We start from the raw sequence: 19,224 nt of genomic DNA, 5'->3' as shown, positions 1-19,224 counted from the left end.
GGGGGGGGACGGCCGCCTCCCTGCAGAGGCGAGCGAGTCAGCTCGCAGGAGAGCCAGGGTGTCCGGGTCGTGGCCGGCGCCTGTCCGGGTATGCATCGCCGACCGACCTCGGGCTGCGGGACATGGCCTGGGCTGTGTCGAGGAGGTGGCGCAGGCGGAGGCCGTCCGGGGCGACAGCGGTGACCAGCGTGGCGGGTCCCGCCAGAGGAGTCAGCACGGCCAGGCCGTCCTCCGGCGCGGTGTCGAGGAGCCGGGCTTCGAGGGGCTCTTTCTCGTAGGCCGGGTCGACGATGAGGATCTGCCCGGTCGCGCGGTGGTCGGCGAGGACTGCCGGGCCGTCCCAGGCCGGTGCGCCCGGGCCGTATGCGGCTTGCTGGTCGAGCAGAGTGCGTCCACCGCGTCGGAGGGTGAGCCGTGTGGCCACGTGACCGGAGGGTTCCCCCGTGCGCCCCAGAATCTGTTCTTCACGGAGTACGAGCCGTGCGCTGGGGGCGAGGTCGATGGTCCAGGTCTGGCGCAGGTTGCTGCCGGCCGCGCAGATCAGCGGCTTGGGCAGCCAGCGGAGTTCCGCGTGTTCTCCGACGGTCAGGTGTACGTCGTAGGTGGCGTGCTCGGGGGTCGGGCCTCGCAGGGCGAGGGTCGCGGCCGCGGAGGTGAGGTGCAGTACCGCTCCCTGCTGGGCGGTGGCCTCGATGCGCAGCCGGTCGCCGCCAAGGGGGGCGCTCATGGCACCGACGACACACACCCGTGCCTCGGTGCCGCGTGAGCGCAGGCGCCGCAGTTCGAAGGGACCGTCGCCGTCGAGGATGGGCAGGGTGGTGATGCCGCCTGTGGTGGCGGCCGTGATGCGGGCGGTGGCCTGGACGCCTGGAGCAGTGCGCTGCGTGACTGACAGGTCTTCTTGGGCTGTGAGGGTCATGCGGGGCCCGCTGTCCAGGCGGCGAGCTGTGCGCGTACCCATCCGGCGACCGGCCCGACGCCTTGTTCACCGGTGAGGGAGGTGAACGCGACGGGCAGGTCGCCGCGCTGTTCCTTGGCGTCGCGGGCCATCCGTTCCAGGTCGGAGCCGACGTAGGGGGCGAGGTCGGTCTTGTTGATGACGAGCAGGTCGGCGGTGGTGACGCCGGGGCCGCCCTTGCGCGGGATGTCGTCCCCGCCCGCCACGTCGATGACGAAGATCTGGGCGTCGACGAGGCCTTTGGAGAAGGTGGCGGTGAGGTTGTCGCCGCCGGACTCGACGAGGATGAGGTCGAGCGGCCCGACCTCCTCCTCGAGGTCCTCGACGGCTTCGAGGTTGGCGGAGATGTCGTCGCGGATCGCGGTGTGCGGGCAGGCGCCGGTCTCCACGGCCTGGATGCGTTCGGGCGGCAGGACCGCGTTGCGCAGCAGGAACTCGGCGTCCTCCCGGGTGTAGATGTCGTTGGTGACGACCGCGATGGAGAGCTGGTCGCGCAGTTCCCGGCAGAGGGCGGCGACGGTGGCGGTCTTGCCGGAGCCGACGGGCCCGCCGAGGCCGACGCGCAGGGCACGGCGGGTGCCGTCGGGGCGGTGGGCGTCGGCGCTGACGGCGGCGGGGCCGTCGTGGTCGTGGTCGAGGTGCATGGTTGTCCTTGTCTTCGGGAGACGGGGAGGCATACGGGTCTTCAGGAGGCGAAGAGGCGTACGGGCCAGGTCGCGTGCTGCTCGGCGGTGATGTCGAGCAGCGGCGCGGACGCCGCGGGCAGCGCGTCGATCCCGTCGCGGGCGGCCCGCGCGGCCCGCTCGGCCACCCGGTCCATCTCGGGCGCGAGGCGGGCGAGGACGGCGGCGGCCTGGAAGGGGTCGAGGCTCAGCAGACGGACGGCCGCCGTGGCGGGGCCGCCGACCGTCTCGTACGCCACGCAGTGCGCGGCGTCCTGCGGGCCGAGGCCCGCCGCCCGGGCGGCCAGCCCGAGGACCACCGGCTGGTGCGCCCCGCGGGGGAAGGCCCGGGCGAGGGCGTCGAGTTCGGGTCCGGGCCAGGTGGCGCGGGCGGCCCGCAGCATCTGACGGCCGAGCTTGCGGGCGGTGGCGCGCAGCGCGGGCGACGGGGTGCGGGCGTCGGCGGCCTCGTCGAGCGCGGCGGGGTCGTGGCCGAGGGCCGCCGCGGCGGCGAGGCCGGCGGAGGTGAGCCCGCTGGTGTGCAGGCGGCCCCGGCAGAAGGCCTCAAGGTCGCGGGCGTCCCGGACACGTCCCGCTCTGACGGCCGGCTCGACGCCGCCGGAGTGGGCGTGGCCACCGGCGGGGAAGCGGCCGTCGGCGAGGACGAGAAGAGCGGCACGGGTCATGGCGTACTCATCAGAAGAGGAAGTAGCGCTGGGCCATGGGAAGTTCGGCGGCGGGTGCCGGTTCGACCGGTTCGCCGTCGATCGTCACCGTGAAGGTGTCGGCGTCCACCTCGACGCGCGGCAGGGCGTCGTTCTCGCGCATGTCGGCCTTGGTGACGCCCCGCGTGCTGGTGATGGCCCGGAACTCCTTGTCCAGTCCGAGCCGTTCGGGCAGGCCGTCGTCGAGTGCGGTCGGGGTGACGAAGTTGAACGAGCCGGCCGCCGCCGCTCGGCCGAGTGCGCCGAACATGGGGCGGGGCATGACCGGCTGGGGGGTGGGGATGGAGGCGTTGGCGTCGCCCATCTGCGCGTACGCGATCTGGCCGCCTTTGATCACGGTCTGCGGCTTGACGCCGAAGAACGCCGGCTCCCACAGGACGAGGTCGGCGAGCTTTCCGGGTTCGACGGAGCCGATCTCACGGTCGAGGCCCTGGGCGACGGCCGGGTTGATCGTGTACTTCGCGACATAGCGGCGGGCGCGGTGGTTGTCGGCGCGGCCGTCGCCCGGCAGCGCGCCCCGGCGCCGCTTCATGACGTGTGCGGTCTGCCAGGTCCGCAGAATCACCTCGCCGACGCGTCCCATGGCCTGGGAGTCGGAGGAGATGATCGAGATGGCGCCCAGGTCGTGGAGGATGTCCTCGGCCGCGATGGTGGAGGGGCGGATGCGGGACTCGGCGAAGGCCAGGTCCTCGGGGACGGCCGGGTTGAGGTGGTGGCACACCATGAGCATGTCGAGGTGTTCGTCGAGGGTGTTGACGGTGTGCGGGCGGGTGGGGTTGGTGGAGCTGGGCAGCACGTACGGCTCGGAGACGACCGTGATGATGTCGGGGGCGTGACCGCCGCCCGCGCCCTCGGTGTGGTACGCGTGGATGGTGCGGCCCGCGATGGCGGCGAGGGTGTCGCCGACGAACCCGGCCTCGTTGAGGGTGTCGGTGTGGATGGCGAGCTGGGCGCCGGTCTCCTCGCAGACGCGCAGGCAGGCGTCGATGGCGGCGGGGGTCGCTCCCCAGTCCTCGTGGATCTTGAATCCCAGGGCGCCGCCCCGCAGTTGGGAGCGCATGGCCTCCTGCGAGACGGTGTTGCCCTTGCCGAGCAGGCCGATGTTGACGGGGTACGTCTCCAGTGCCTGGAACATCCGGGCGAGGTGCCAGGGGCCGGGGGTGACGGTGGTGGCCTTGGTGCCTTCGGCGGGTCCGGTGCCCCCGCCGACGAGGGTGGTGATGCCGGAGGTGAGCGCCTGCTCGACGACGGTGGGCGAGATGAAGTGGATGTGCGCGTCGACGGCACCGGCGGTGACGATCTTGCCGTTGCCGGCGATGACCTCGGTCTCCGGGCCGATGACCAGGTCCGGGTGGACGCCGTCCATGGTGTCGGGGTTGCCGGCCTTGCCGATTCCGGTGATGCGGCCGTCGCGGATGCCGATGTCGGCCTTGACGACGCCCCAGTGGTCGATGATGACGGCGCCGGTGACGACGGTGTCGGGAGCGCCTTCGGCGCGGGTGGCGCGGGACTGGCCCATGGACTCGCGGATCACCTTGCCGCCACCGAACACCGCCTCGTCGCCCGAGCGTCCGGGTCCGCCGGAGCGGTCCTCCTCGATCTCGACGAGCAGGTCGGTGTCGGCGAGCCGGATGCGGTCGCCGGTGGTGGGGCCGAAGAGGTCGGCGTACACGGGTCGGGGCAGTTCAGCCATCGAGAGGGCCTCCGGTCTCTCCGCGCAGGCCGGGGACGACGCGCAGCCCGGCGAGCGGTACGAGTTCGATGTCGACGGGGATGCCGGGCTCGAAGCGTACGGCGGTACCGGCGGCGATGTTGAGCCGCAGGCCGCGCGCGGCCGGACGGTCGAAGTCGAGGCCGGGGTTGGCCTCCGCGAAGTGGTAGTGCGAGCCGACCTGGACGGGCCGGTCGGCGGCGTTGAGGACGGTGAGGAGGGTGACGGGGCGCCCTTCGTTGAAGGGGACGGGCTCGTCCGCGTACAGGATCTCTCCGGGGATCATCGGCGGCGTCCCCCGTCAGAGGATCGGGTCGTGGACGGTGACGAGCTTGGTGCCGTCGGGGAAGGTGGCCTCGACCTGGACGTCGTGGATCATCTCGGGGATGCCGTCCATGACGTCGTCGCGACTGAGCACCTTGCGGCCGGACGCCATGAGCTCGGCGACGGTACGGCCGTCGCGGGCCCCCTCCAGGATGTGGGAGGTGATGAGGGCGACGGCCTCGGGGTGGTTGAGCCTCACGCCGCGTGCCCTGCGCTTCTCCGCCACGTCGGCGGCGACATGGACGAGCAGTCGTTCCTGCTCGTGGGGGGTCAGTTGCACGTTTCACCTCACGGTCTCCCGCCCGATGTGGTCCCGGGCGCAGCGGGGACCCTATCCGGCTTCAACACTCTGTTGACCTGCGGGAACGAGTGTCACCCAGAGATATTTCCATCTCGGGACAGAGTTTTTCCGGGAGGTTAACTGCGCCTTTGCCCGCCCATGGACATCCGGGAACGCGGGCTCCGCGGCCCCGCCCCGGGCCCCCGAGCCCACGGGACCCCGCCCACGGCGCCCCGCACCGGGTGCGGGCCCTCGCGGGGCGCGCGACGGCGCTCCGCGACGCCCTGGCCTCGACGGACGAGCGCGGCGGGAGCGGTGCGCACGCCCACGCGCTCGCGCGGGCGTTCCGGGCCGTTGCGGTGAACGGCGCGCGGGACGCGTGACGGCGCCTCAGAACCGAGGTGCGGGACCGACCGGGCCCTCCCCCGGATGGGCTCAGGAGTACGACGAGCGATGCCTCGTTCAGCGTACGCAACCGGACGAATTTCGTACGACGCGAGTTGCGCACCGACTGTACACATCTGGCGGAATGTCAGGTTCCGCCGCTGGTACGGGGATCGTCGGCGTCACGCGGCGGGGGACCAAACAGACTCTGTCCACCCGAATGGATCAGTCGTGAGGAGCCTCACAAAAGGCCGTTTCGACTCGGAATTTCACCCCGGCATGGGTCAAGATCCCTGACGACGACAAGCCCCCGCCGCCGCGGCGGGGCGGTCCGGGCGGACGCCGAGTCCTGCCGCCGTCCGGATGACTGGTCGACAGGAGTGGATCGGCAGGAGTGGAGGACCCGAGCAGTGCGGGTGACCGAACGATGTACGTCCCATCGGTCGCCCTTGGGGTGAAGCCGCGCGAGCGGCCGGGCAACTTCGCCAGCCCGAACCCGACAGGTCATCCTTCACAGGCGGCTGACGAAGGGTTGCGCCATGACCGCGCAGATTCATGTCCCGTCTCTGCTCTCCCGGGCCGGTGCCGTCTCAGCACTCGCCCTCGCCGCCGTCGGCGGCCAGATGCTGGCGCCCGGCGCCGTGTCCGAGGCACAGGCCGCGCCGGCACACGGCACCAAGGCACTGAACATCGCCGCGTCCAAGAAGGGTGCACCGTACAAGTACGGAGCGGCGGGTCCCTCCCGCTTCGACTGCTCCGGCCTCACCCTGTACTCGTACAAGAAGGCCGGGAAGACGCTGCCGCGCACGGCCCAGCAGCAGTACAACAAGACGCGCCACATCTCCGCCTCCGGCCGGCAGAAAGGCGACCTCGTGTTCTTCCACCGGGGGAGCAACGTCTACCACGTCGGAATCTACGCGGGTAACAACAAGATCTGGCACTCACCGAAGTCGGGTTCGGTGGTGAAGCTGGACAAGATCTGGTCGAAGTCGGTCTGGTACGGGCGCGTCCGCTGAGCCTCCGGGCATGAGCGGTGGTGCGGGGGGTACTCGGGGTGAGTGTCCGGCGAGAGCCCCCGCACCGCGCGCAACGAGACGCCCCTGGAGCGTGCCGACCGCAACTTCGGCGAGCTGCTCCAGGAACTGCGCGTCACACAGACCGGCGTCCAGATCTTGTTCGCCTTCCTGCTGACGCTGGCGTTCACGTCCCGCTTCGAGTCGCTCGACTCCTACCAGCGGGGCCTGTACGTCGTGACGCTGCTGCTCTCGATGGTGGCGGCCGTCCTGCTGACCGCCCCCGCCGCCCTGCACCGCGCGCTCTTCCAGCAGGGCGCCAAGGCCCGCATCGTCTCCGTGTCGTCCCGGCTGGCGAGGATCGGGCTCGGCGTCCTGGCCCTGGCCCTCACCTCGTCCGTGTCGCTGGTCGTCGACGTGGTGCACGGCCGCCCGGAGGGCCTCGCGGCGGGCACTTTCACCCTGCTCGTCTGCGCCGGCCTGTGGGGGGTCCTCCCCTACCTCGTGCGGCGCCGGCTCGGCGCCCGGTCCCCGGAGCAGCCGGCGGGGACACGCCCGGGGCGCCGCGGCCCCCGCCGGTGACGCCGGCCACGGCCAGGGCGGGGCGGTCAGGTCTGGACCGGGACCGTCCAGGGGAGGGCGATCCAGACGGTCTTTCCCCCCTCCGGGGTGGGGGTGACCGAGAGACGGCCGCCGCACTCCGCCGCGAGCCAGCGGATGATGACCATGCCGCGGCCGTTGTCCTGCTGCACGGCCGCGGGCAGCCGCCGCGGCCAGCGCGGATGACTGTCGGTGACACCGATGCGCAGCCGCTCGTCGCGCTCCAGCCGTACGTCCACGGTGAAGGTCGGTGACAGGCCGAAGGTGTGCTGGACGGCGTTGGTGGCGAGCTCCGAGACGATCAGCCGGACCGTGTCGGCCGTTTCCGCGTCGTCGGGGAGGCCCCATTCCGTGAGGACGTCCGCCACGTATCTTCTGGCGGCGGATACCGAGACGGGGTCGCTCGGCAGAGTGACGGATGCTTCCTGATGGTCTGCCATGGCGACGCCGTCCCTTTCCCACCGGGGCCGGACTCCGACACGTACCGGATGTTTTGTGAGGACGGCCTCGGAATGCGCTTCGCGCCAGAGTGCCACTTATGTCGTCCCCGATGAGGGCGATCCACCAAGATCTGCATATATCTGTCGCTCGAAGCGGTGAACTCTGCTACGCGAGAACGGATTTGGGCGGCAAACTGGTGGGTTGGTCCGACGGCGGCAGGAGGCGGTCATGCGAGGCACTCGGCACGGTCCGGCGGTGCGTCGGCGCAAGCTCGGCGAGGAGTTGCGCGCGCTGCGCCTCGCGGCGGGCCTCACCAGCCGTGAGGCGGCGCGGCTGGCGGGCTGGCACCAGTCGAAGATGAGCCGGATCGAGACGGGTACGAGCGGGGTGACGGGCGCGGACGTGGCGCGGCTGCTCGACGCCTACGGCGTCCGCGACCCCCGGCTACGGGCCGTGCCGGAGGCGCTGGCGGGAGCGGTGGCGGACGGCGGCGGAGCGGGGTGGTGGCATGCGTACCGGGGGGTGCTGCCGCCTCCGTACCAGGACTTCATCAGCCTGGAGGCGCAGGCGTGCACGGCCCGCACCCTGGAGACGTCGGTGGTGCCGGGCCTTTTGCAGACGGCGGAGTACGCGCGTGCGGTGACGCGGGCGGCGCTGGGCGGGGTGCCGGCGGCGACGGTCGATTCGTTGGTGCGGGTGCGGATCGCGCGGCAGGAGGTGCTGCGCGCCGATCCTCCGCTGCGGCTGGAGGCGGTGCTCGACGAGGCGGTGCTGCGGCGGCGGGTGGGCGGGGCGGGGGTGATGAAACAGCAGTTACGGCAGTTGCTGGAGTGGTCGCGGTTGCCCCATGTGCGGCTTCAGGTGCTGCCGTTCACCCTGGGCGAGTACGTCGGTCTCTCCGGGCCTTTCGTTATCTTCTCCTTTCCGAACATTTCCGATCTGGATGTGGTTGCTCTTGACCACTTGACGAGTAGCCTCTATCTGGAACGCACGGAAGACCTCGAGGCGTACGGGGCCGCCTTCCGCACCATGCAGGAGCACGCCCTGTCGCCCGGGGACACATCGGACCTCATCGCCGGGATCGGTGACGGCGCGTAGGGAGAGGGCACCCCCCATGTCGGCTCACCCCGCACACCACGACCTCCCCCACTGGCGGCGCAGCAGCCGCAGCGTGGGCATGAACAACTGCGTCGAGGCCGCCCGCCTCGACACCGCACAGCTCGCCGTACGCGACTCGAAGGACACCGCCAGGCCGCCGCTGCGCTTCTCGACGACGGCCTGGACCTCCTTCGTCACCTCCTTGAAGGAGGTCGGCTGACCGGCACCGGCGCCGTACGGAGGATCGTGGCGACCGCCCACTCCACCTGACTCTCCGTCAGGTCGGCTCGGGCGGTGAGCCGGAGGCGCGAGATGCCGTCCGGTACCGACGGCGGCCGGAAACACCCCACCGCGAGCCCTTCGGCCCGGCAGTCGGCCGCCCACTTCACCGCCTCCTCCGGTGAAGGGGCCCGTACGGAGACGACGGCGGCGTCCGGCCGCACGGCGGTCAGACCCGCGGCGGTCAGCCGCGCGTGCAGGGTGGCCGCCACCGCGCGCGCCCGGCCGGCCAGCCCCGGGTCGCCGCGCAGCAGTCGCAGGCCCGCCAGTGCCGCGCCCGCGGCGGCCGGGGCGAGACCCGTGTCGAAGATGAACGTCCGGGCGGCGTTGACCAGGTGGTCGATCACCCGGGCGGGCCCGAGGACCGCTCCGCCCTGGCTGCCCAGCGACTTGGAGAGGGTGAGCGTGGCGATCACGTCGGGGTCGCCCGCGAGCCCCGCCGCGTGCAGCGCGCCGCGCCCGCCCTCCCCCAGCACGCCGAGGCCGTGCGCGTCGTCGACCACCAGCGCCGCGCCGTGAGCCCGGCACGCCGCCGCGAGACCGGTCAGCGGGGCCGCGTCACCGTCGACGGAGAAGACCGAGTCCGTGACGGCGAGCGCCCGCCGTCCGGGGTGGGCACCGAGCGTCTTGGCGACCCCGTCGGGGTCGGCGTGCGGGACGACGGCCGTCTCGGCGCGCGACAGCCGGCAGCCGTCCACGATGGAGGCGTGGTTGCCCGCGTCCGAGACGATCAGCGAGCCCCGCGCGCTCAGCGCGGTCAGGGCGGCGAGGTTGGCCGCGTACCCGGAGGAGAACACCAGCGCCGCCTCGAAACCGCAGAACGCGGCCAGCTCCCGCTCCAGCTCCGTGTGCAGCTCGGTGGTGCCGGTCACCAGCCGCGAGCCGGTGGCACCCGCGCCCCAGCGGCGGGCGGCGCCGGCGGCCGCGGCGGTGATGTCCGGGTGGCGGGTGAGGCCGAGGTAGTCGTTGCTCGCCAGGTCCAGCAGGTCCGGCACGGCCGGCCGGGGGCGGAGCGTACGGACGAGGCCGGCGTCCGCGCGGCGGCGCGCCTCGGTGTCGATCCAGTCGAAGGGCGAGCCGAGGGGCGGGGCGAGCGGCCGGTCGAGCGGAGCCTGAGGCATGTCCGGTTCCCTTTTGTAGACAGCGAACAGACCCTAATAGTGGTCGGGCGCGCCCGGAGTGTGGTTATACACACACTCGAAACCGGCTCTCCTGTGGAGTTCCTCCTTGGCCCCGAGCCGTGCCGTAGGCCAGGATCAGCGTCATGGACCTGCTGAACACGCTGGTGGACAAGGGGCTTCGGCGCGAGCTGCCGACCCGCGAAGAAGCGCTCGCCGTGCTGGCGACCTCGGACGACGAGCTGCTGGACGTGGTGGCCGCGGCCGGGAAGGTACGCCGTCAGTGGTTCGGACGGCGGGTGAAGCTCAACTACCTGGTCAACCTGAAGTCCGGGCTGTGTCCCGAGGACTGCTCGTACTGCTCGCAGCGGCTCGGCTCCAAGGCGGAGATCCTCAAGTACACCTGGCTGAAGCCGGAGGAGGCGTCGAAGGCGGCCGCCGCCGGTGTCGCGGGCGGCGCCAAGCGGGTCTGTCTGGTGGCCAGCGGGCGCGGGCCGACGGACCGGGACGTCGACCGGGTCTCGAAGACCATCGAGGCCATCAAGGAGAAGAACGAGGGCGTCGAGGTCTGTGCCTGCCTCGGGCTGCTCTCGGACGGCCAGGCGGAGCGGCTGCGGTCGGCGGGGGCGGACGCGTACAACCACAACCTCAACACGTCCGAGGGGACGTACGGGGAGATCACGACCACGCACACCTACGCGGACCGGGTCGACACGGTGCAGAAGGCGCACGCGGCCGGCCTGTCCGCCTGCTCCGGGCTGATCGCGGGCATGGGCGAGAGCGACGAGGACCTGGTCGACGTCGTCTTCGCACTGCGCGAGCTGGACCCGGACTCGGTACCGGTGAACTTCCTGATCCCCTTCGAGGGCACGCCGCTGGCCAAGGAGTGGAACCTCACCCCGCAGCGGGCGCTGCGCATCCTGGCGATGGTCCGGTTCGTCTGCCCGGACGTGGAGGTCCGGCTGGCCGGCGGCCGCGAGGTGCACCTGCGCTCGCTCCAGCCGCTGGCCCTGCACCTGGCCAACTCGATCTTCCTGGGCGACTACCTCACCAGTGAGGGCCAGGCCGGCAAGGCGGACCTGGACATGATCGCGGACGCCGGCTTCGAGGTGGAGGGCACGGACACCACCACGCTGCCCGAGCACCGCGCGGACGCCGCCTCCTGCGGCACCGGCGGCGGCTGCGGCTCCGGCTCGGTGTGCGGTACGGACGAGCCCGCCCCCGCCTCGACGGCCGACCAGGCCCGTACCGACCAGGCCCGTACCGACCTGGTCGCCGTGCGGCGCCGGGGCGCCGGCACCGACCTCGCGCCCAATGCGTGAGGGCGGTGCCGCCGAGCTGATCGCCCTCGACCGGGCCCATGTGTGGCACCCGTACGGCCCCATGCCGGGTCGTACGGACCCGCTCGTCGTGGAGTCCGCCGCCGGGGTCCGGCTGCGGCTCGCCGCACCGGCGCACGGGCAGGACGAGCTGGTCGACGGCATGTCGTCGTGGTGGTCGGCCGTCCACGGCTACAACCACCCGGTGCTCAACGAGGCGGCGCGCGGCCAGCTCGACCGGATGAGCCATGTGATGTTCGGCGGTCTCACCCATGAGCCCGCCGTGCGCCTGGCCGCCCGGCTGGTGGAGATCACGCCGGAACCGCTGCGGCACGTCTTCCTCAGTGACTCGGGCTCGGTCGCCGTCGAGGTGTCCATCAAGATGTGCCTGCAGTACTGGCGGTCCGTCGGCCGCCCGGCCAAGCGGCGACTGCTGACCTGGCGCGGTGGCTACCACGGTGACACCTGGCAGCCGATGTCGGTGTGCGATCCCGAGGGCGGCATGCACGAGCTGTGGTCCGGGGCGCTGCCGCGGCAGGTCTTCGTGGGCCCGCCGCCGGCCGCGTACGAGGAGTCGTACGCCGAGGAGCTGAGGTCGGCGATCGGGCGGCACGCGGACGAGCTGGCCGCGGTGATCGTCGAACCGGTGGTCCAGGGCGCGGGCGGGATGCGGTTCCACGACCCGGCGTACCTGCGGGTGCTGCGGGAGGCGTGCGACGAGCACGACGTCCTGCTGGTGTTCGACGAGATCGCGACCGGATTCGGGCGGACGGGCACGCTCTTCGCGGCGGAGCAGGCAGGAGTGGCGCCGGATGTGATGTGCCTGGGCAAGGCACTGACCGGCGGCTACCTGTCGCTCGCGGCCACACTGTGCACCTCGCGCGTGGCGGACGGCATCTCACGGGGCGAGGTACCGGTACTGGCGCACGGGCCGACGTTCATGGGCAACCCGCTCGCCACGGCCGTGGCGTGCGCCTCGATCGACCTGCTCCTCGGCCAGGACTGGGCGCGGGAGGTCAAGCGGATCGAGGCGGGACTGCGGGACGGTCTGGCCCCGGCCGCCGGGATGCCGGGGGTGCGCGAGGTGCGGGTGCTCGGTGCCATCGGCGTCGTACAGCTCGACCGTCCGGTGGACATGGCGGCCGCGACGGCCGCGGCGGTCCGCGAGGGCGTCTGGCTGCGGCCGTTCCGGGACCTGGTGTACGTGATGCCGCCGTACGTCACGGGTGATGACGACGTGGCACGGATCTGTCGCGGAGTGGTCGCGGCGGCGCGGGAGGGTTGAGATGTCGGTACTGGTGGTCAGCGGCACGGGCACGGAGATCGGCAAGACCGTGGTCACGGCTGCCCTGGCGGCGGTGGCGCGGGCCGCGGGACGGTCGGTGGCCGTGCTGAAGCCCGCGCAGACCGGTGTCGCCCCGGGCGAGCGCGGGGACGCCGACGAGGTCGTACGGCTGGCCGGGGGCGGCGTCAGACCCGTCGAGCTGGCGCGCTTCCCCGAACCGCTGGCGCCGGTCACGTCCGCGCGGCGGGCCGGGATGGCTCCGGTCGGGCCGGACGAGGTGGCCGACGCCGCCCGGAAGCTGGCGGCCGACCACGACCTGGTGCTGGTGGAGGGCGCGGGCGGGCTGCTCGTGCGGTACGACGAGGAGGGCGGCACGCTCGCCGACGCGGCCGGGCTGCTGGGCGCCCCGGTGCTGGTGGTGGCGCCCGCCGGGCTGGGCACGCTGAACATGGTGACGCTCACCGCCGAGGCGCTGCGGGCACGCCGGCTGGTGCAGGCCGGCGTGGTCGTGGGCAGCTGGCCGGACGAGCCGGGCCTCGCCGAGCGCTGCAACGTCAGGGACCTCCCGGAGGTCGCGGGCGCGCCGCTGCTCGGCGCCGTGCCCTCGGGCGCGGGGGCGCTGCCGCCGGACGCCTTCCGGGAGCGGGCGGCGCGCTGGCTCGCCCCGGCGCTGGGCGGTACATGGGATGCGGAGGCGTTCGCCGCGGCCATAGGCTGCTGAACATGCGTGCTGCCGTCAGTGAGATCGTGTTCGACTGCGCCGACCCGGCCGCGCTGGCCCGCTTCTGGGCCACTCTGCTGGGCGGCGATCCCGTGGACCGCAGTCCGGACTGGTCGTACGTCGACCCGCCGGGCTTCGTCCGGATCGCCTTCCAGCGCGTGCCGGAGGGCAAGTCCGTCAAGAACCGGCTCCACCTGGACCTCGAAGGGGGAGACGTGAACGCCGCGGCGGCGGAGGCCGTGCGCCTCGGCGCGCTGCGGGTCGGCGACATCGTGACGGACGACCACGGCCACTTCCAGGTGCTGCGGGACCCCGAGGGCAACGAGTTCTGCTTCGTACGCGGCTGACGGGGGGACACTGTCGGTATCCGGCCCTGGCACCTCTCCCCGGAGGTCCGCGATGCGGGACACCGTCCACCATCCGCTGTTCGCCCGGTTCTACGCCCGGATGAGCGTCACCATGGACGCGAAGGGCGGGGTCGCCGCGCACCGGCGCGAGCTGCTGGCCGGGCTCTCCGGCCGGGTCGTCGAGGTCGGCGCGGGCAACGGGCTGAACTTCGCGCACTACCCGGGCGCCGTGTCGGAGGTCGTCGCGATCGAACCGGAGCGGCGGCTGCGGCAGCTCGCGGCGGCCGCGGGGCTGCGCGCCGAGGTGCCGGTGGACGTGGTGCCCGGCGTGGCGGAGGCGCTGCCGGTGAAGAGCGAGGCCTTCGACGCGGCGGTCGCGTCGCTGGTGCTCTGCACGGTGCGGGACCTGCCGCGAGCCCTCGGGGAGCTGCGGCGGGTGCTGCGGCCGGGCGGTGAGCTGCGGTTCTTCGAGCACGGGGTGGGCGAGGGACGGGTGCTGGCGACGGTCCAGCGGACGCTGGACCGCACGGTGTGGCCGCTGCTGTTCGGTGGCTGTCACACGGCGCGGGACCCGCTGGCCGCGATCGAGGCGGCTGGGTTCGAGGTGGTCGCGTACCGCCGGCTGCGGATCCCGGAGAAGGGCCCCGGGGCGCCGTCCTCCCCGTGCGTGCTCGGGGTGGCGCGGCGACCGGCATGACTCTTCCCCCGGGCCGGAGGCGGGCCCCCGGGCGCACTAGTGTGCCGGCATGAGTGCGCAGACGTACCTTTCGCAGCTGTTCTCGCTGGACGGCCGGGTCGCCCTGGTGACGGGGGGCAGCTCCGGCATCGGCCGGGCCGTCGCGGGGGCTCTCGCCCGGGCCGGGGCGAGCGTGGTGATCGTGGCGCGCCGGGAGGCGGAGCTGGCCGCCACGGTCGACGAGTTGCTGGCCGACGGGTGCCGGGCCGCGTGGGTGAGCGGCGACCTCGCCACCCGTGCCGGTGTGCGGGCGGCCGCGGAGGAGGCGGCCGGGGTGTACGGGGAGCCGGACATCCTCGTCAACAGCGCCGGGATCAACCTGCGGCCCCCGATGGGCCAGGTGGGCGAGGACGTCTGGGACGCCACGATGGCGGTGAACCTGGAGGCCCCCTTCCTGCTGGGCGAGCGCTTCGGCCCGGGCATGGCGGAGCGTGGCTTCGGCCGGATCATCCACGTCACCTCGCAGCAGGCGCACCGGGCGTTCGTGCGGAGTGGGGTGTACGGGGTGTCGAAGGGCGGTCTCGAGTCGCTGGCCCGTTCGCAGGCCGAGGCGTGGTCGGCGCACGGCGTCACCTGCAACACGCTGGTGCCGGGCGTCGTGCTGACCCCGCTGAACGCACGGCTCCAGGAGGATCCGGAGACGGTCGCGGCGCTGGCAGCGCGCACGATGGTGCGGCGCAACGGGCTGGCGGACGACTTCGCGGGCGCGGCGGTGTTCCTGGCGAGCGCCGCCTCGGCGTACGTCACGGGGCACGCCCTGTTCGTCGACGGCGGTCTGTCCGCGCACTGACCGTGTGCGTCCGGCCCTCGGCACGGTGCGTCCCGACCCGCCGGCCGTCGCGCGCGGCCCGGTGACCCGGCCCCTGCGGCTCCGGCCGCCCTGGTCGTCCTCACCGGGTCGGCGGCGCTGCGGCTCCGGCCGCCGGCCGAGCCGGCCGACCGGCGCGGTGCGGGCTGCGGCTGCGGCTGCGGCTGCGGGACTGAGGGCCATGGCCCGGCTCGTCACAAGGACACGGACGCGGCGGCGGACGGCCTGTGACTCTCCCGAGGAACAGGTCCCGCCCGGCGGCGTGGGCCGACGGCCTCGCCGACCGCCCCGCCGCCCGGTCCGCGCGCCCCCACGACCGCGGTCCTTTCCGTACGCGTCTCCCGTGTGGGCGGCATGGGGCGAACACGAACGCGAACACGAACGCGGACACGCGTCGGGCGGACGGAGGGCTCGCGGCGACTCCGTACGAGGGGAGTCACCGGCTCCACCGGCGCAGCTCGGCGGCGATGGCCCCTACGTCCGCCTCCCCCGCCTTCACCAGCCGGGCCAGATCCCTGACCCTCTCGGGCGAGGTGGCCACGTCGAGCCCGGAGGCGACGAGGTAGCCGTACGCGACGGCGGAGGCGTACATGGCGTTGGAGTGCTCCAGCGCGGGCACGTGCAGCAGCAGTTGCAGCAGCGCGGCCGCCCGGGCGTGCGGGTCGCCGTAGACGGGGACGCCGAAGATCTCCGCTTCGTGCCGGCTCACGGCGGCGACGAGGGCGCCCCAGTCCGTGACGCGGGGGTCCCCGGGGGTCTGCTGCTCGGCGACCATGAGGAGCCACGCGAGGTCGATCGAGAGGTTCATACGAGCGGCGCGCCTGCCCGTGCCGCGTCCGCCTCCGAGGCGCGGGTCATCGCTCGCCGGCCGTGCCGCGGTCCGGGGCGCCGAACTCCTCCGCGAAGACGGACTCGTACCGCCGCATGAAGTCGGCCGCGGCCTCCACGAAGGCGCGGCCCGCCTCGCCCGCGTCCTGTTGGACGAGCTCCTCGATGTACCGGTTCACACTGACCCCCCGCTGCCGCGCCCGGCGGCGGGCGGCCTCGGCGGTGGTCTCGTCGACGCGTACGTTCAGCTGGGTCTTCGCCACACCCTCACGCTAGCGCGGCAGCGCTAGCACCGGCAAGCGTGGACCGGTTCCGCGCCGCGCGGAGCCGCCCCCGGTGGAGCCCCCACCCGGCCGGGCGCAGCCCCCGGGCCCCCGGCGCCGCCGGCCGGCCCCGCGGGTCGGTTCCGCCGCGTACGGCCCCGGGGCGGCGGCGCGGCACCGGCCCCCCACTCCCGCCGCCCCGGGGCCGGGGACCCCCGGCGATGCCGGCCGACCATGGGGGAAGCGGACGAACGCGGGCGGACGAACGCGGGCGGACGAGCGGTCCGGTGTCCGATGATGGCGGCATGGATGATCTTCGGATACGGGCCGCCTCACCGGCCGACCTCGACACCGTCCTCGCCTTCTGGAAGGTCGCGGCCGAGGGCACCAGCATCAGCGACGACCGGGACGGGGTGGAACGGCTGGTCGCACGGGACCCCGGGGCGCTGATCCTCGCGGAGCGGGGTGGCGATCTCGCCGGGACCGTCATCGCCGGCTTCGACGGGTGGCGCTGTCACCTGTACCGGCTCGCCGTCCACCCCGGCCACCGGCGCCGGGGGGTCGGCGCGGCACTGCTCGCGGCCGCCGAGGAGAGGTTCGTCCTCCTCGGCGGGCGGCGCGCCGACGCCATGGTCCTGGACCGCAACGAACCCGCGCACCACGCCTGGCGGGCCGCGGGCTACGCGCGGCAGCCCGAGTGGAGCCGGTGGGTCAGGCCCCTCCGGAGCTGATCGCTTTGCTGATCCTTTACCATGAGTGAACCAGATACCCCTCGATCGGAAGGTGTGAGCGTCCGCCCATGGGCGAGCCTCCCAGTAGTAGCCGTAGCCGAGATCGCGCGTCCGTCCCCTCCGTGGCCGATCATGGAACGGAGGTGAACCGATGACCGAAGTGCTCCTGCTCCTCCTGGCGCTGCTGCTCTCCCTCGCGTGCGGCGCGTTCGTCGCGGCCGAGTTCTCGTTGACGACCGTGGAGCGCTCGGACCTGGAACGGGCCGTCGAGCGGGGTGAACGCGGAGCGGCCGGTGCCCTCAAGGCCGTGCGCTCCCTCACCTTCCAGCTCTCCGGCGCCCAGCTCGGCATCACCGTCACCAACCTCATCGTCGGCATGCTGTCCGAGCCGTCCATCGCCAAGCTCATCCGCGGCCCGCTCCAGGACGTCGGTGTGTCGGCGTCCGTCGCCTCCTCGGTGGCGCTGGTCATCGGTACGGGGCTGTCGACGGTCCTCCTGATGGTCGTCGGCGAGCTCGTGCCGAAGAACTGGGCCATCTCGTCGCCCCTGGCTGTCGCCAAGGTGGTCGCCACGCCGCAGCGGATCTTCACCGCCGCGTTCAGGCCGCTGATCAGCCACCTCAACAACACGGCCAACCGCCTCGTGCGCCGGCTCGGCATGGAGCCGGCCGACGAGCTGGCCTCCGCGCGCAGCCCGCAGGAGCTGGTGGCCCTGGCGCGGCACTCCGCGCGCGCGGGCGCCCTGGAGCCGGACACCGCCGAGCTGTTCGTCCGGACGCTGAACCTGGCGGAGCTGACCGCGGAGAACGTCATGACGCCGCGCGTGCAGGTCACCGCCCTGGAGGCCCAGGCCACCGCCGAGGACGTCGCCAACGCGACCCGCGCGACCGGCCTGTCCCGCTTCCCCGTCTACCGCAACAGCCTGGACTCGGTCATCGGCATCGCGCACATCAAGGACGTGCTGACGGTCCCGGCCGGGCAGCGGCACCGTAAGCCGGTGTCGGAGATCCTCCGGGAGCCGCTGCTCGTACCGGAGTCACTGACCGTGGACCGGCTGCTGGACCGGTTGTCCGGCAAGACGACGATGGCCGTGGTCATAGACGAGTACGGCGGTACGGCCGGTGTCGTGACGCTGGAGGACATCGTCGAGGAGGTCGTCGGCGAGGTACGCGACGAGCACGACCCGCACGAGACGCCGGACCTGGCCAAGGCGGGTGAGGACGCCGACGGGCGGACCCTGTGGTCCGCGGACGGCGCCGCCCGGACCGATCAGCTGGAGACGATCGGCCTGCGCGTGCCGGACGGGCCGTACGAGACCCTCGCCGGGCTCGTCGCGACCGAACTGGGCCGTATCCCGGCCGTCGGCGACAGCGTCGCCGTGGACGGCTGGCTGCTCGACGTGGTGGACGCCTCCGGGCGCCGCGCCGCGAGGGTGATGCTGCACGCCCCACTGGGCGGGCCGGACGGTGACGGTGACGGTGACGGGCACGCGACGGCCGTCGGCGAGCGGGCGGCCCACAAGGGCGGGGGGACGGGCCGATGACCGCGATCCAGTTGCTGATCGGTCTGCTGACCCTGGTGGTCAACGCCTTCTTCGTCGGTGCGGAGTTCGCCATGATCTCCGTGCGCCGCAGCCAGATCGAGCCCGAGGCGGAGGCGGGGAACCGGCGGGCGCGCAGCGTCATCTGGGGCCTTGAGCACGTCTCGGCGCTGCTCGCCGCCGCGCAGCTCGGCATCACGCTGTCCACCCTGGTGCTCGGCGTGGTCGCCGAGCCGGCCATCGCCCACCTGCTGGAGCCGGTGTTCGACGCGGTCGGCGTGCCGCACGGGCTGGTGCACCCGATCTCGTTCGTGATCGCCCTGTCGCTGGCCACGTATCTGCACATGCTGCTGGGTGAGATGGTGCCGAAGAACATCGCCCTGGCGGAACCGACGCGCACGGCGCTGCTGCTGGGCCCGCCGCTGGTGGCGCTGGCGCGAGCCCTGAAGCCGGTGATCTTCACGATCAACGCCTTCGCCAACACCCTGCTGAAACTCATGCGGGTGGAGACGAAGGACGAGGTGTCGGCGACGTTCTCGGACGACGAGCTGGCGCGGATGGTCCGGGACGCCGGTGACGCGGGCCTCCTGGACGACCGGGCGGCCGAGCGGCTCCACGACGCCCTGGAGCTGGGCCGCCGTCCGGTGCGCGACGTGGTGATGCCGGTCGAGCGGGTGGTGTACGCCCGGGTGGGCACCACGCCCGAGGAGCTGGAGGGGCTGGCCGCCGAGTCCGGGTTCTCCCGCTTCCCGGTGGTCGACTCCACCCGCCGGATCCTCGGCTACCTGCACGTCAAGGACGCCCTCGACGCGACACCGCGTGATCTGCCGTTCCCGGTGTCGGCGATGCGCCCGATCGCCCGGGTTCGCGCGGCCACGCCGCTGGACGACGTCCTGACCGCGATGCGGCGCAGCCGTACGCACCTGGCGGCCGTGCTGGACGACGACGGCAAGCTGGCCGGGCTGGTCACCATGGAGGACGTCCTGCGGGAGCTGGTGGGGCGGCCGGCCACCCCGTAGCGGGCGGCCGCGGCTGCCCAGGGCGGGGGGGGGC

Annotated in this window: 23 protein-coding genes and 1 riboswitch; of the genes, 13 read left to right on the top strand and 10 right to left on the bottom strand. The window is 73.1% G+C overall.

Annotation, left to right across the window (positions count from 1 at the left end; all coding sequences use genetic code 11):
* Positions 1 to 37 precede the first annotated feature (37 nt).
* Genes ABD347_RS23175 through ABD347_RS23150 form a run of 6 tightly spaced genes read right to left on the bottom strand, consistent with a single transcriptional unit; the run spans position 38 to position 4,660 of the window.
* On the bottom strand, positions 38 to 919 hold the full coding sequence (locus ABD347_RS23175) for an urease accessory protein UreD (protein WP_344364506.1): 882 nt from the start codon (positions 917 to 919) through the stop codon (positions 38 to 40).
* On the bottom strand, positions 916 to 1,602 hold the full coding sequence (gene ureG / locus ABD347_RS23170) for an urease accessory protein UreG (protein ID WP_344364504.1): 687 nt from the start codon (positions 1,600 to 1,602) through the stop codon (positions 916 to 918). The genes ABD347_RS23175 and ureG overlap by 4 nt, the downstream gene beginning before the upstream one ends.
* 41 nt (positions 1,603 to 1,643) lie before the next feature.
* Entirely contained in the window at positions 1,644 to 2,306 is a 663-nt protein-coding gene (locus ABD347_RS23165) for an urease accessory protein UreF (RefSeq protein ID WP_344364501.1), read from the bottom strand.
* 10 nt (positions 2,307 to 2,316) lie between these two features.
* A complete protein-coding gene (locus ABD347_RS23160; RefSeq protein WP_344364499.1) occupies positions 2,317 to 4,038 on the bottom strand; it encodes an urease subunit alpha in 1,722 nt (573 codons plus the stop codon).
* The gene (locus ABD347_RS23155; RefSeq protein ID WP_344364496.1) at positions 4,031 to 4,342 is read right to left on the bottom strand and encodes an urease subunit beta; all 312 of its coding nucleotides are present in this window, start codon (positions 4,340 to 4,342) and stop codon (positions 4,031 to 4,033) included. The genes ABD347_RS23160 and ABD347_RS23155 overlap by 8 nt, the downstream gene beginning before the upstream one ends.
* A 15-nt stretch (positions 4,343 to 4,357) precedes the next feature.
* On the bottom strand, positions 4,358 to 4,660 hold the full coding sequence (locus ABD347_RS23150) for an urease subunit gamma (RefSeq protein ID WP_344364493.1): 303 nt from the start codon (positions 4,658 to 4,660) through the stop codon (positions 4,358 to 4,360).
* A gap of 746 nt (positions 4,661 to 5,406) precedes the next feature.
* Positions 5,407 to 5,579: riboswitch (cyclic di-AMP (ydaO/yuaA leader) on the top strand.
* A 4-nt stretch (positions 5,580 to 5,583) separates the two neighbouring features.
* Between ABD347_RS23150 and ABD347_RS23145 the strand changes: the two genes are divergently transcribed.
* Together ABD347_RS23145 and ABD347_RS23140 are read left to right on the top strand one after the other, a co-directional pair.
* Positions 5,584 to 6,060, top strand: coding sequence for a C40 family peptidase (locus ABD347_RS23145; RefSeq protein ID WP_344364491.1), 477 nt, complete (start codon positions 5,584 to 5,586; stop codon positions 6,058 to 6,060).
* Positions 6,061 to 6,102: 42 nt separating this feature from the next.
* Positions 6,103 to 6,639, top strand: coding sequence for a DUF6328 family protein (locus ABD347_RS23140; RefSeq protein ID WP_344364489.1), 537 nt, complete (start codon positions 6,103 to 6,105; stop codon positions 6,637 to 6,639).
* 26 nt (positions 6,640 to 6,665) lie between these two features.
* On the opposite strand, the gene ABD347_RS23135 is transcribed toward ABD347_RS23140, so the two are convergent.
* Positions 6,666 to 7,097, bottom strand: coding sequence for an ATP-binding protein (locus tag ABD347_RS23135; protein ID WP_344364486.1), 432 nt, complete (start codon positions 7,095 to 7,097; stop codon positions 6,666 to 6,668).
* A 229-nt stretch (positions 7,098 to 7,326) separates the two neighbouring features.
* Between ABD347_RS23135 and ABD347_RS23130 the strand changes: the two genes are divergently transcribed.
* Both ABD347_RS23130 and ABD347_RS23125 read left to right on the top strand, forming a co-directional pair.
* Positions 7,327 to 8,196, top strand: a complete 870-nt coding sequence (locus ABD347_RS23130; RefSeq protein ID WP_344364483.1) for a helix-turn-helix domain-containing protein — start codon at positions 7,327 to 7,329, stop codon at positions 8,194 to 8,196.
* Between the two features lie 16 nt (positions 8,197 to 8,212).
* The gene (locus tag ABD347_RS23125) at positions 8,213 to 8,416 is read left to right on the top strand and encodes a DUF397 domain-containing protein (protein WP_344364481.1); all 204 of its coding nucleotides are present in this window, start codon (positions 8,213 to 8,215) and stop codon (positions 8,414 to 8,416) included.
* Here the strand turns inward: ABD347_RS23125 and ABD347_RS23120 are convergent.
* Positions 8,391 to 9,596 carry an 8-amino-7-oxononanoate synthase gene (locus ABD347_RS23120; RefSeq protein WP_344364478.1) on the bottom strand — a complete coding sequence of 402 codons (1,206 nt, stop codon included), beginning with the start codon at positions 9,594 to 9,596 and terminating at the stop codon, positions 8,391 to 8,393. The two genes, ABD347_RS23125 and ABD347_RS23120, sit on opposite strands and share 26 nt — an antisense overlap.
* A 143-nt stretch (positions 9,597 to 9,739) precedes the next feature.
* Between ABD347_RS23120 and bioB the strand changes: the two genes are divergently transcribed.
* The 6 genes from bioB to ABD347_RS23090 are packed head-to-tail and all read left to right on the top strand — an operon-like array spanning position 9,740 to position 14,791.
* On the top strand, positions 9,740 to 10,915 hold the full coding sequence (bioB, locus tag ABD347_RS23115; protein ID WP_344364474.1) for a biotin synthase BioB: 1,176 nt from the start codon (positions 9,740 to 9,742) through the stop codon (positions 10,913 to 10,915).
* A complete protein-coding gene (locus ABD347_RS23110; RefSeq protein WP_344364472.1) occupies positions 10,908 to 12,197 on the top strand; it encodes an adenosylmethionine--8-amino-7-oxononanoate transaminase in 1,290 nt (429 codons plus the stop codon). The genes bioB and ABD347_RS23110 overlap by 8 nt, the downstream gene beginning before the upstream one ends.
* Before the next feature lies 1 nt (position 12,198).
* The gene (gene bioD, locus ABD347_RS23105) at positions 12,199 to 12,918 is read left to right on the top strand and encodes a dethiobiotin synthase (RefSeq protein WP_344364470.1); all 720 of its coding nucleotides are present in this window, start codon (positions 12,199 to 12,201) and stop codon (positions 12,916 to 12,918) included.
* Positions 12,919 to 12,920: 2 nt separating this feature from the next.
* A complete protein-coding gene (locus ABD347_RS23100) occupies positions 12,921 to 13,265 on the top strand; it encodes a VOC family protein (RefSeq protein ID WP_344364468.1) in 345 nt (114 codons plus the stop codon).
* Positions 13,266 to 13,317: 52 nt separating this feature from the next.
* Positions 13,318 to 13,962 (top strand): class I SAM-dependent methyltransferase, encoded by a 645-nt coding sequence (locus ABD347_RS23095; RefSeq protein ID WP_344364466.1) that lies wholly within the window; start codon positions 13,318 to 13,320, stop codon positions 13,960 to 13,962.
* A 49-nt stretch (positions 13,963 to 14,011) separates the two neighbouring features.
* A complete protein-coding gene (locus tag ABD347_RS23090; protein WP_344364464.1) occupies positions 14,012 to 14,791 on the top strand; it encodes an SDR family NAD(P)-dependent oxidoreductase in 780 nt (259 codons plus the stop codon).
* A 454-nt stretch (positions 14,792 to 15,245) separates the two neighbouring features.
* Here the strand turns inward: ABD347_RS23090 and ABD347_RS23085 are convergent, their stop codons facing one another.
* Both ABD347_RS23085 and ABD347_RS23080 read right to left on the bottom strand, forming a co-directional pair.
* Entirely contained in the window at positions 15,246 to 15,617 is a 372-nt protein-coding gene (locus ABD347_RS23085) for a fic family toxin-antitoxin system, toxin component (protein WP_344364462.1), read from the bottom strand.
* A gap of 46 nt (positions 15,618 to 15,663) precedes the next feature.
* Positions 15,664 to 15,900: an antitoxin gene (locus ABD347_RS23080; protein WP_344364460.1), complete on the bottom strand. Its 237-nt coding sequence runs from the start codon at positions 15,898 to 15,900 to the stop codon at positions 15,664 to 15,666.
* Positions 15,901 to 16,205: 305 nt separating this feature from the next.
* Here ABD347_RS23080 and ABD347_RS23075 point away from each other — a divergent pair, with 305 nt between their 5' ends.
* The 3 genes from ABD347_RS23075 (at position 16,206) to ABD347_RS23065 (ending at position 19,190) form a co-directional block, all read left to right on the top strand.
* The gene (locus ABD347_RS23075) at positions 16,206 to 16,631 is read left to right on the top strand and encodes a GNAT family N-acetyltransferase (protein ID WP_344364457.1); all 426 of its coding nucleotides are present in this window, start codon (positions 16,206 to 16,208) and stop codon (positions 16,629 to 16,631) included.
* Positions 16,632 to 16,782: 151 nt separating this feature from the next.
* Positions 16,783 to 18,174: a hemolysin family protein gene (locus ABD347_RS23070; protein WP_344364454.1), complete on the top strand. Its 1,392-nt coding sequence runs from the start codon at positions 16,783 to 16,785 to the stop codon at positions 18,172 to 18,174.
* Positions 18,171 to 19,190: a hemolysin family protein gene (locus ABD347_RS23065; RefSeq protein WP_344364453.1), complete on the top strand. Its 1,020-nt coding sequence runs from the start codon at positions 18,171 to 18,173 to the stop codon at positions 19,188 to 19,190. The genes ABD347_RS23070 and ABD347_RS23065 overlap by 4 nt, the downstream gene beginning before the upstream one ends.
* The last annotated feature ends 34 nt before the right edge of the window (positions 19,191 to 19,224 follow it).

The sequence above is a fragment of the Streptomyces gobitricini genome (assembly GCF_039532985.1).
Taxonomy (GTDB): Bacteria; Actinomycetota; Actinomycetes; order Streptomycetales; family Streptomycetaceae; genus Streptomyces; species Streptomyces gobitricini.
This window is presented reverse-complemented; position numbering and strand designations above follow the sequence as displayed.

Excerpts from the sequence above, each read along its gene's own strand:
- ABD347_RS23090 (WP_344364464.1), top strand. The coding sequence starts at position 14,012 with ATGAGTGCGCAGACGTACCTTTCGCAGCTGTTCTCGCTGGACGGCCGG.
- ABD347_RS23175 (WP_344364506.1), bottom strand. The coding sequence starts at position 919 with ATGACCCTCACAGCCCAAGAAGACCTGTCAGTCACGCAGCGCACTGCT.
- ABD347_RS23100 (WP_344364468.1), top strand. The coding sequence starts at position 12,921 with ATGCGTGCTGCCGTCAGTGAGATCGTGTTCGACTGCGCCGACCCGGCC.
- ABD347_RS23085 (WP_344364462.1), bottom strand. The coding sequence starts at position 15,617 with ATGAACCTCTCGATCGACCTCGCGTGGCTCCTCATGGTCGCCGAGCAG.
- ABD347_RS23135 (WP_344364486.1), bottom strand. The coding sequence starts at position 7,097 with ATGGCAGACCATCAGGAAGCATCCGTCACTCTGCCGAGCGACCCCGTC.
- bioB (WP_344364474.1), top strand. The coding sequence starts at position 9,740 with ATGGACCTGCTGAACACGCTGGTGGACAAGGGGCTTCGGCGCGAGCTG.
- ABD347_RS23125 (WP_344364481.1), top strand. The coding sequence starts at position 8,213 with ATGTCGGCTCACCCCGCACACCACGACCTCCCCCACTGGCGGCGCAGC.
- ABD347_RS23160 (WP_344364499.1), bottom strand. The coding sequence starts at position 4,038 with ATGGCTGAACTGCCCCGACCCGTGTACGCCGACCTCTTCGGCCCCACC.
- ABD347_RS23070 (WP_344364454.1), top strand. The coding sequence starts at position 16,783 with ATGACCGAAGTGCTCCTGCTCCTCCTGGCGCTGCTGCTCTCCCTCGCG.
- ABD347_RS23075 (WP_344364457.1), top strand. The coding sequence starts at position 16,206 with ATGGATGATCTTCGGATACGGGCCGCCTCACCGGCCGACCTCGACACC.
- ABD347_RS23165 (WP_344364501.1), bottom strand. The coding sequence starts at position 2,306 with ATGACCCGTGCCGCTCTTCTCGTCCTCGCCGACGGCCGCTTCCCCGCC.
- ABD347_RS23095 (WP_344364466.1), top strand. The coding sequence starts at position 13,318 with ATGCGGGACACCGTCCACCATCCGCTGTTCGCCCGGTTCTACGCCCGG.
- bioD (WP_344364470.1), top strand. The coding sequence starts at position 12,199 with ATGTCGGTACTGGTGGTCAGCGGCACGGGCACGGAGATCGGCAAGACC.
- ABD347_RS23155 (WP_344364496.1), bottom strand. The coding sequence starts at position 4,342 with ATGATCCCCGGAGAGATCCTGTACGCGGACGAGCCCGTCCCCTTCAAC.
- ABD347_RS23110 (WP_344364472.1), top strand. The coding sequence starts at position 10,908 with ATGCGTGAGGGCGGTGCCGCCGAGCTGATCGCCCTCGACCGGGCCCAT.
- ABD347_RS23065 (WP_344364453.1), top strand. The coding sequence starts at position 18,171 with ATGACCGCGATCCAGTTGCTGATCGGTCTGCTGACCCTGGTGGTCAAC.
- ABD347_RS23130 (WP_344364483.1), top strand. The coding sequence starts at position 7,327 with ATGCGAGGCACTCGGCACGGTCCGGCGGTGCGTCGGCGCAAGCTCGGC.
- ABD347_RS23120 (WP_344364478.1), bottom strand. The coding sequence starts at position 9,596 with ATGCCTCAGGCTCCGCTCGACCGGCCGCTCGCCCCGCCCCTCGGCTCG.
- ABD347_RS23145 (WP_344364491.1), top strand. The coding sequence starts at position 5,584 with ATGACCGCGCAGATTCATGTCCCGTCTCTGCTCTCCCGGGCCGGTGCC.
- ureG (WP_344364504.1), bottom strand. The coding sequence starts at position 1,602 with ATGCACCTCGACCACGACCACGACGGCCCCGCCGCCGTCAGCGCCGAC.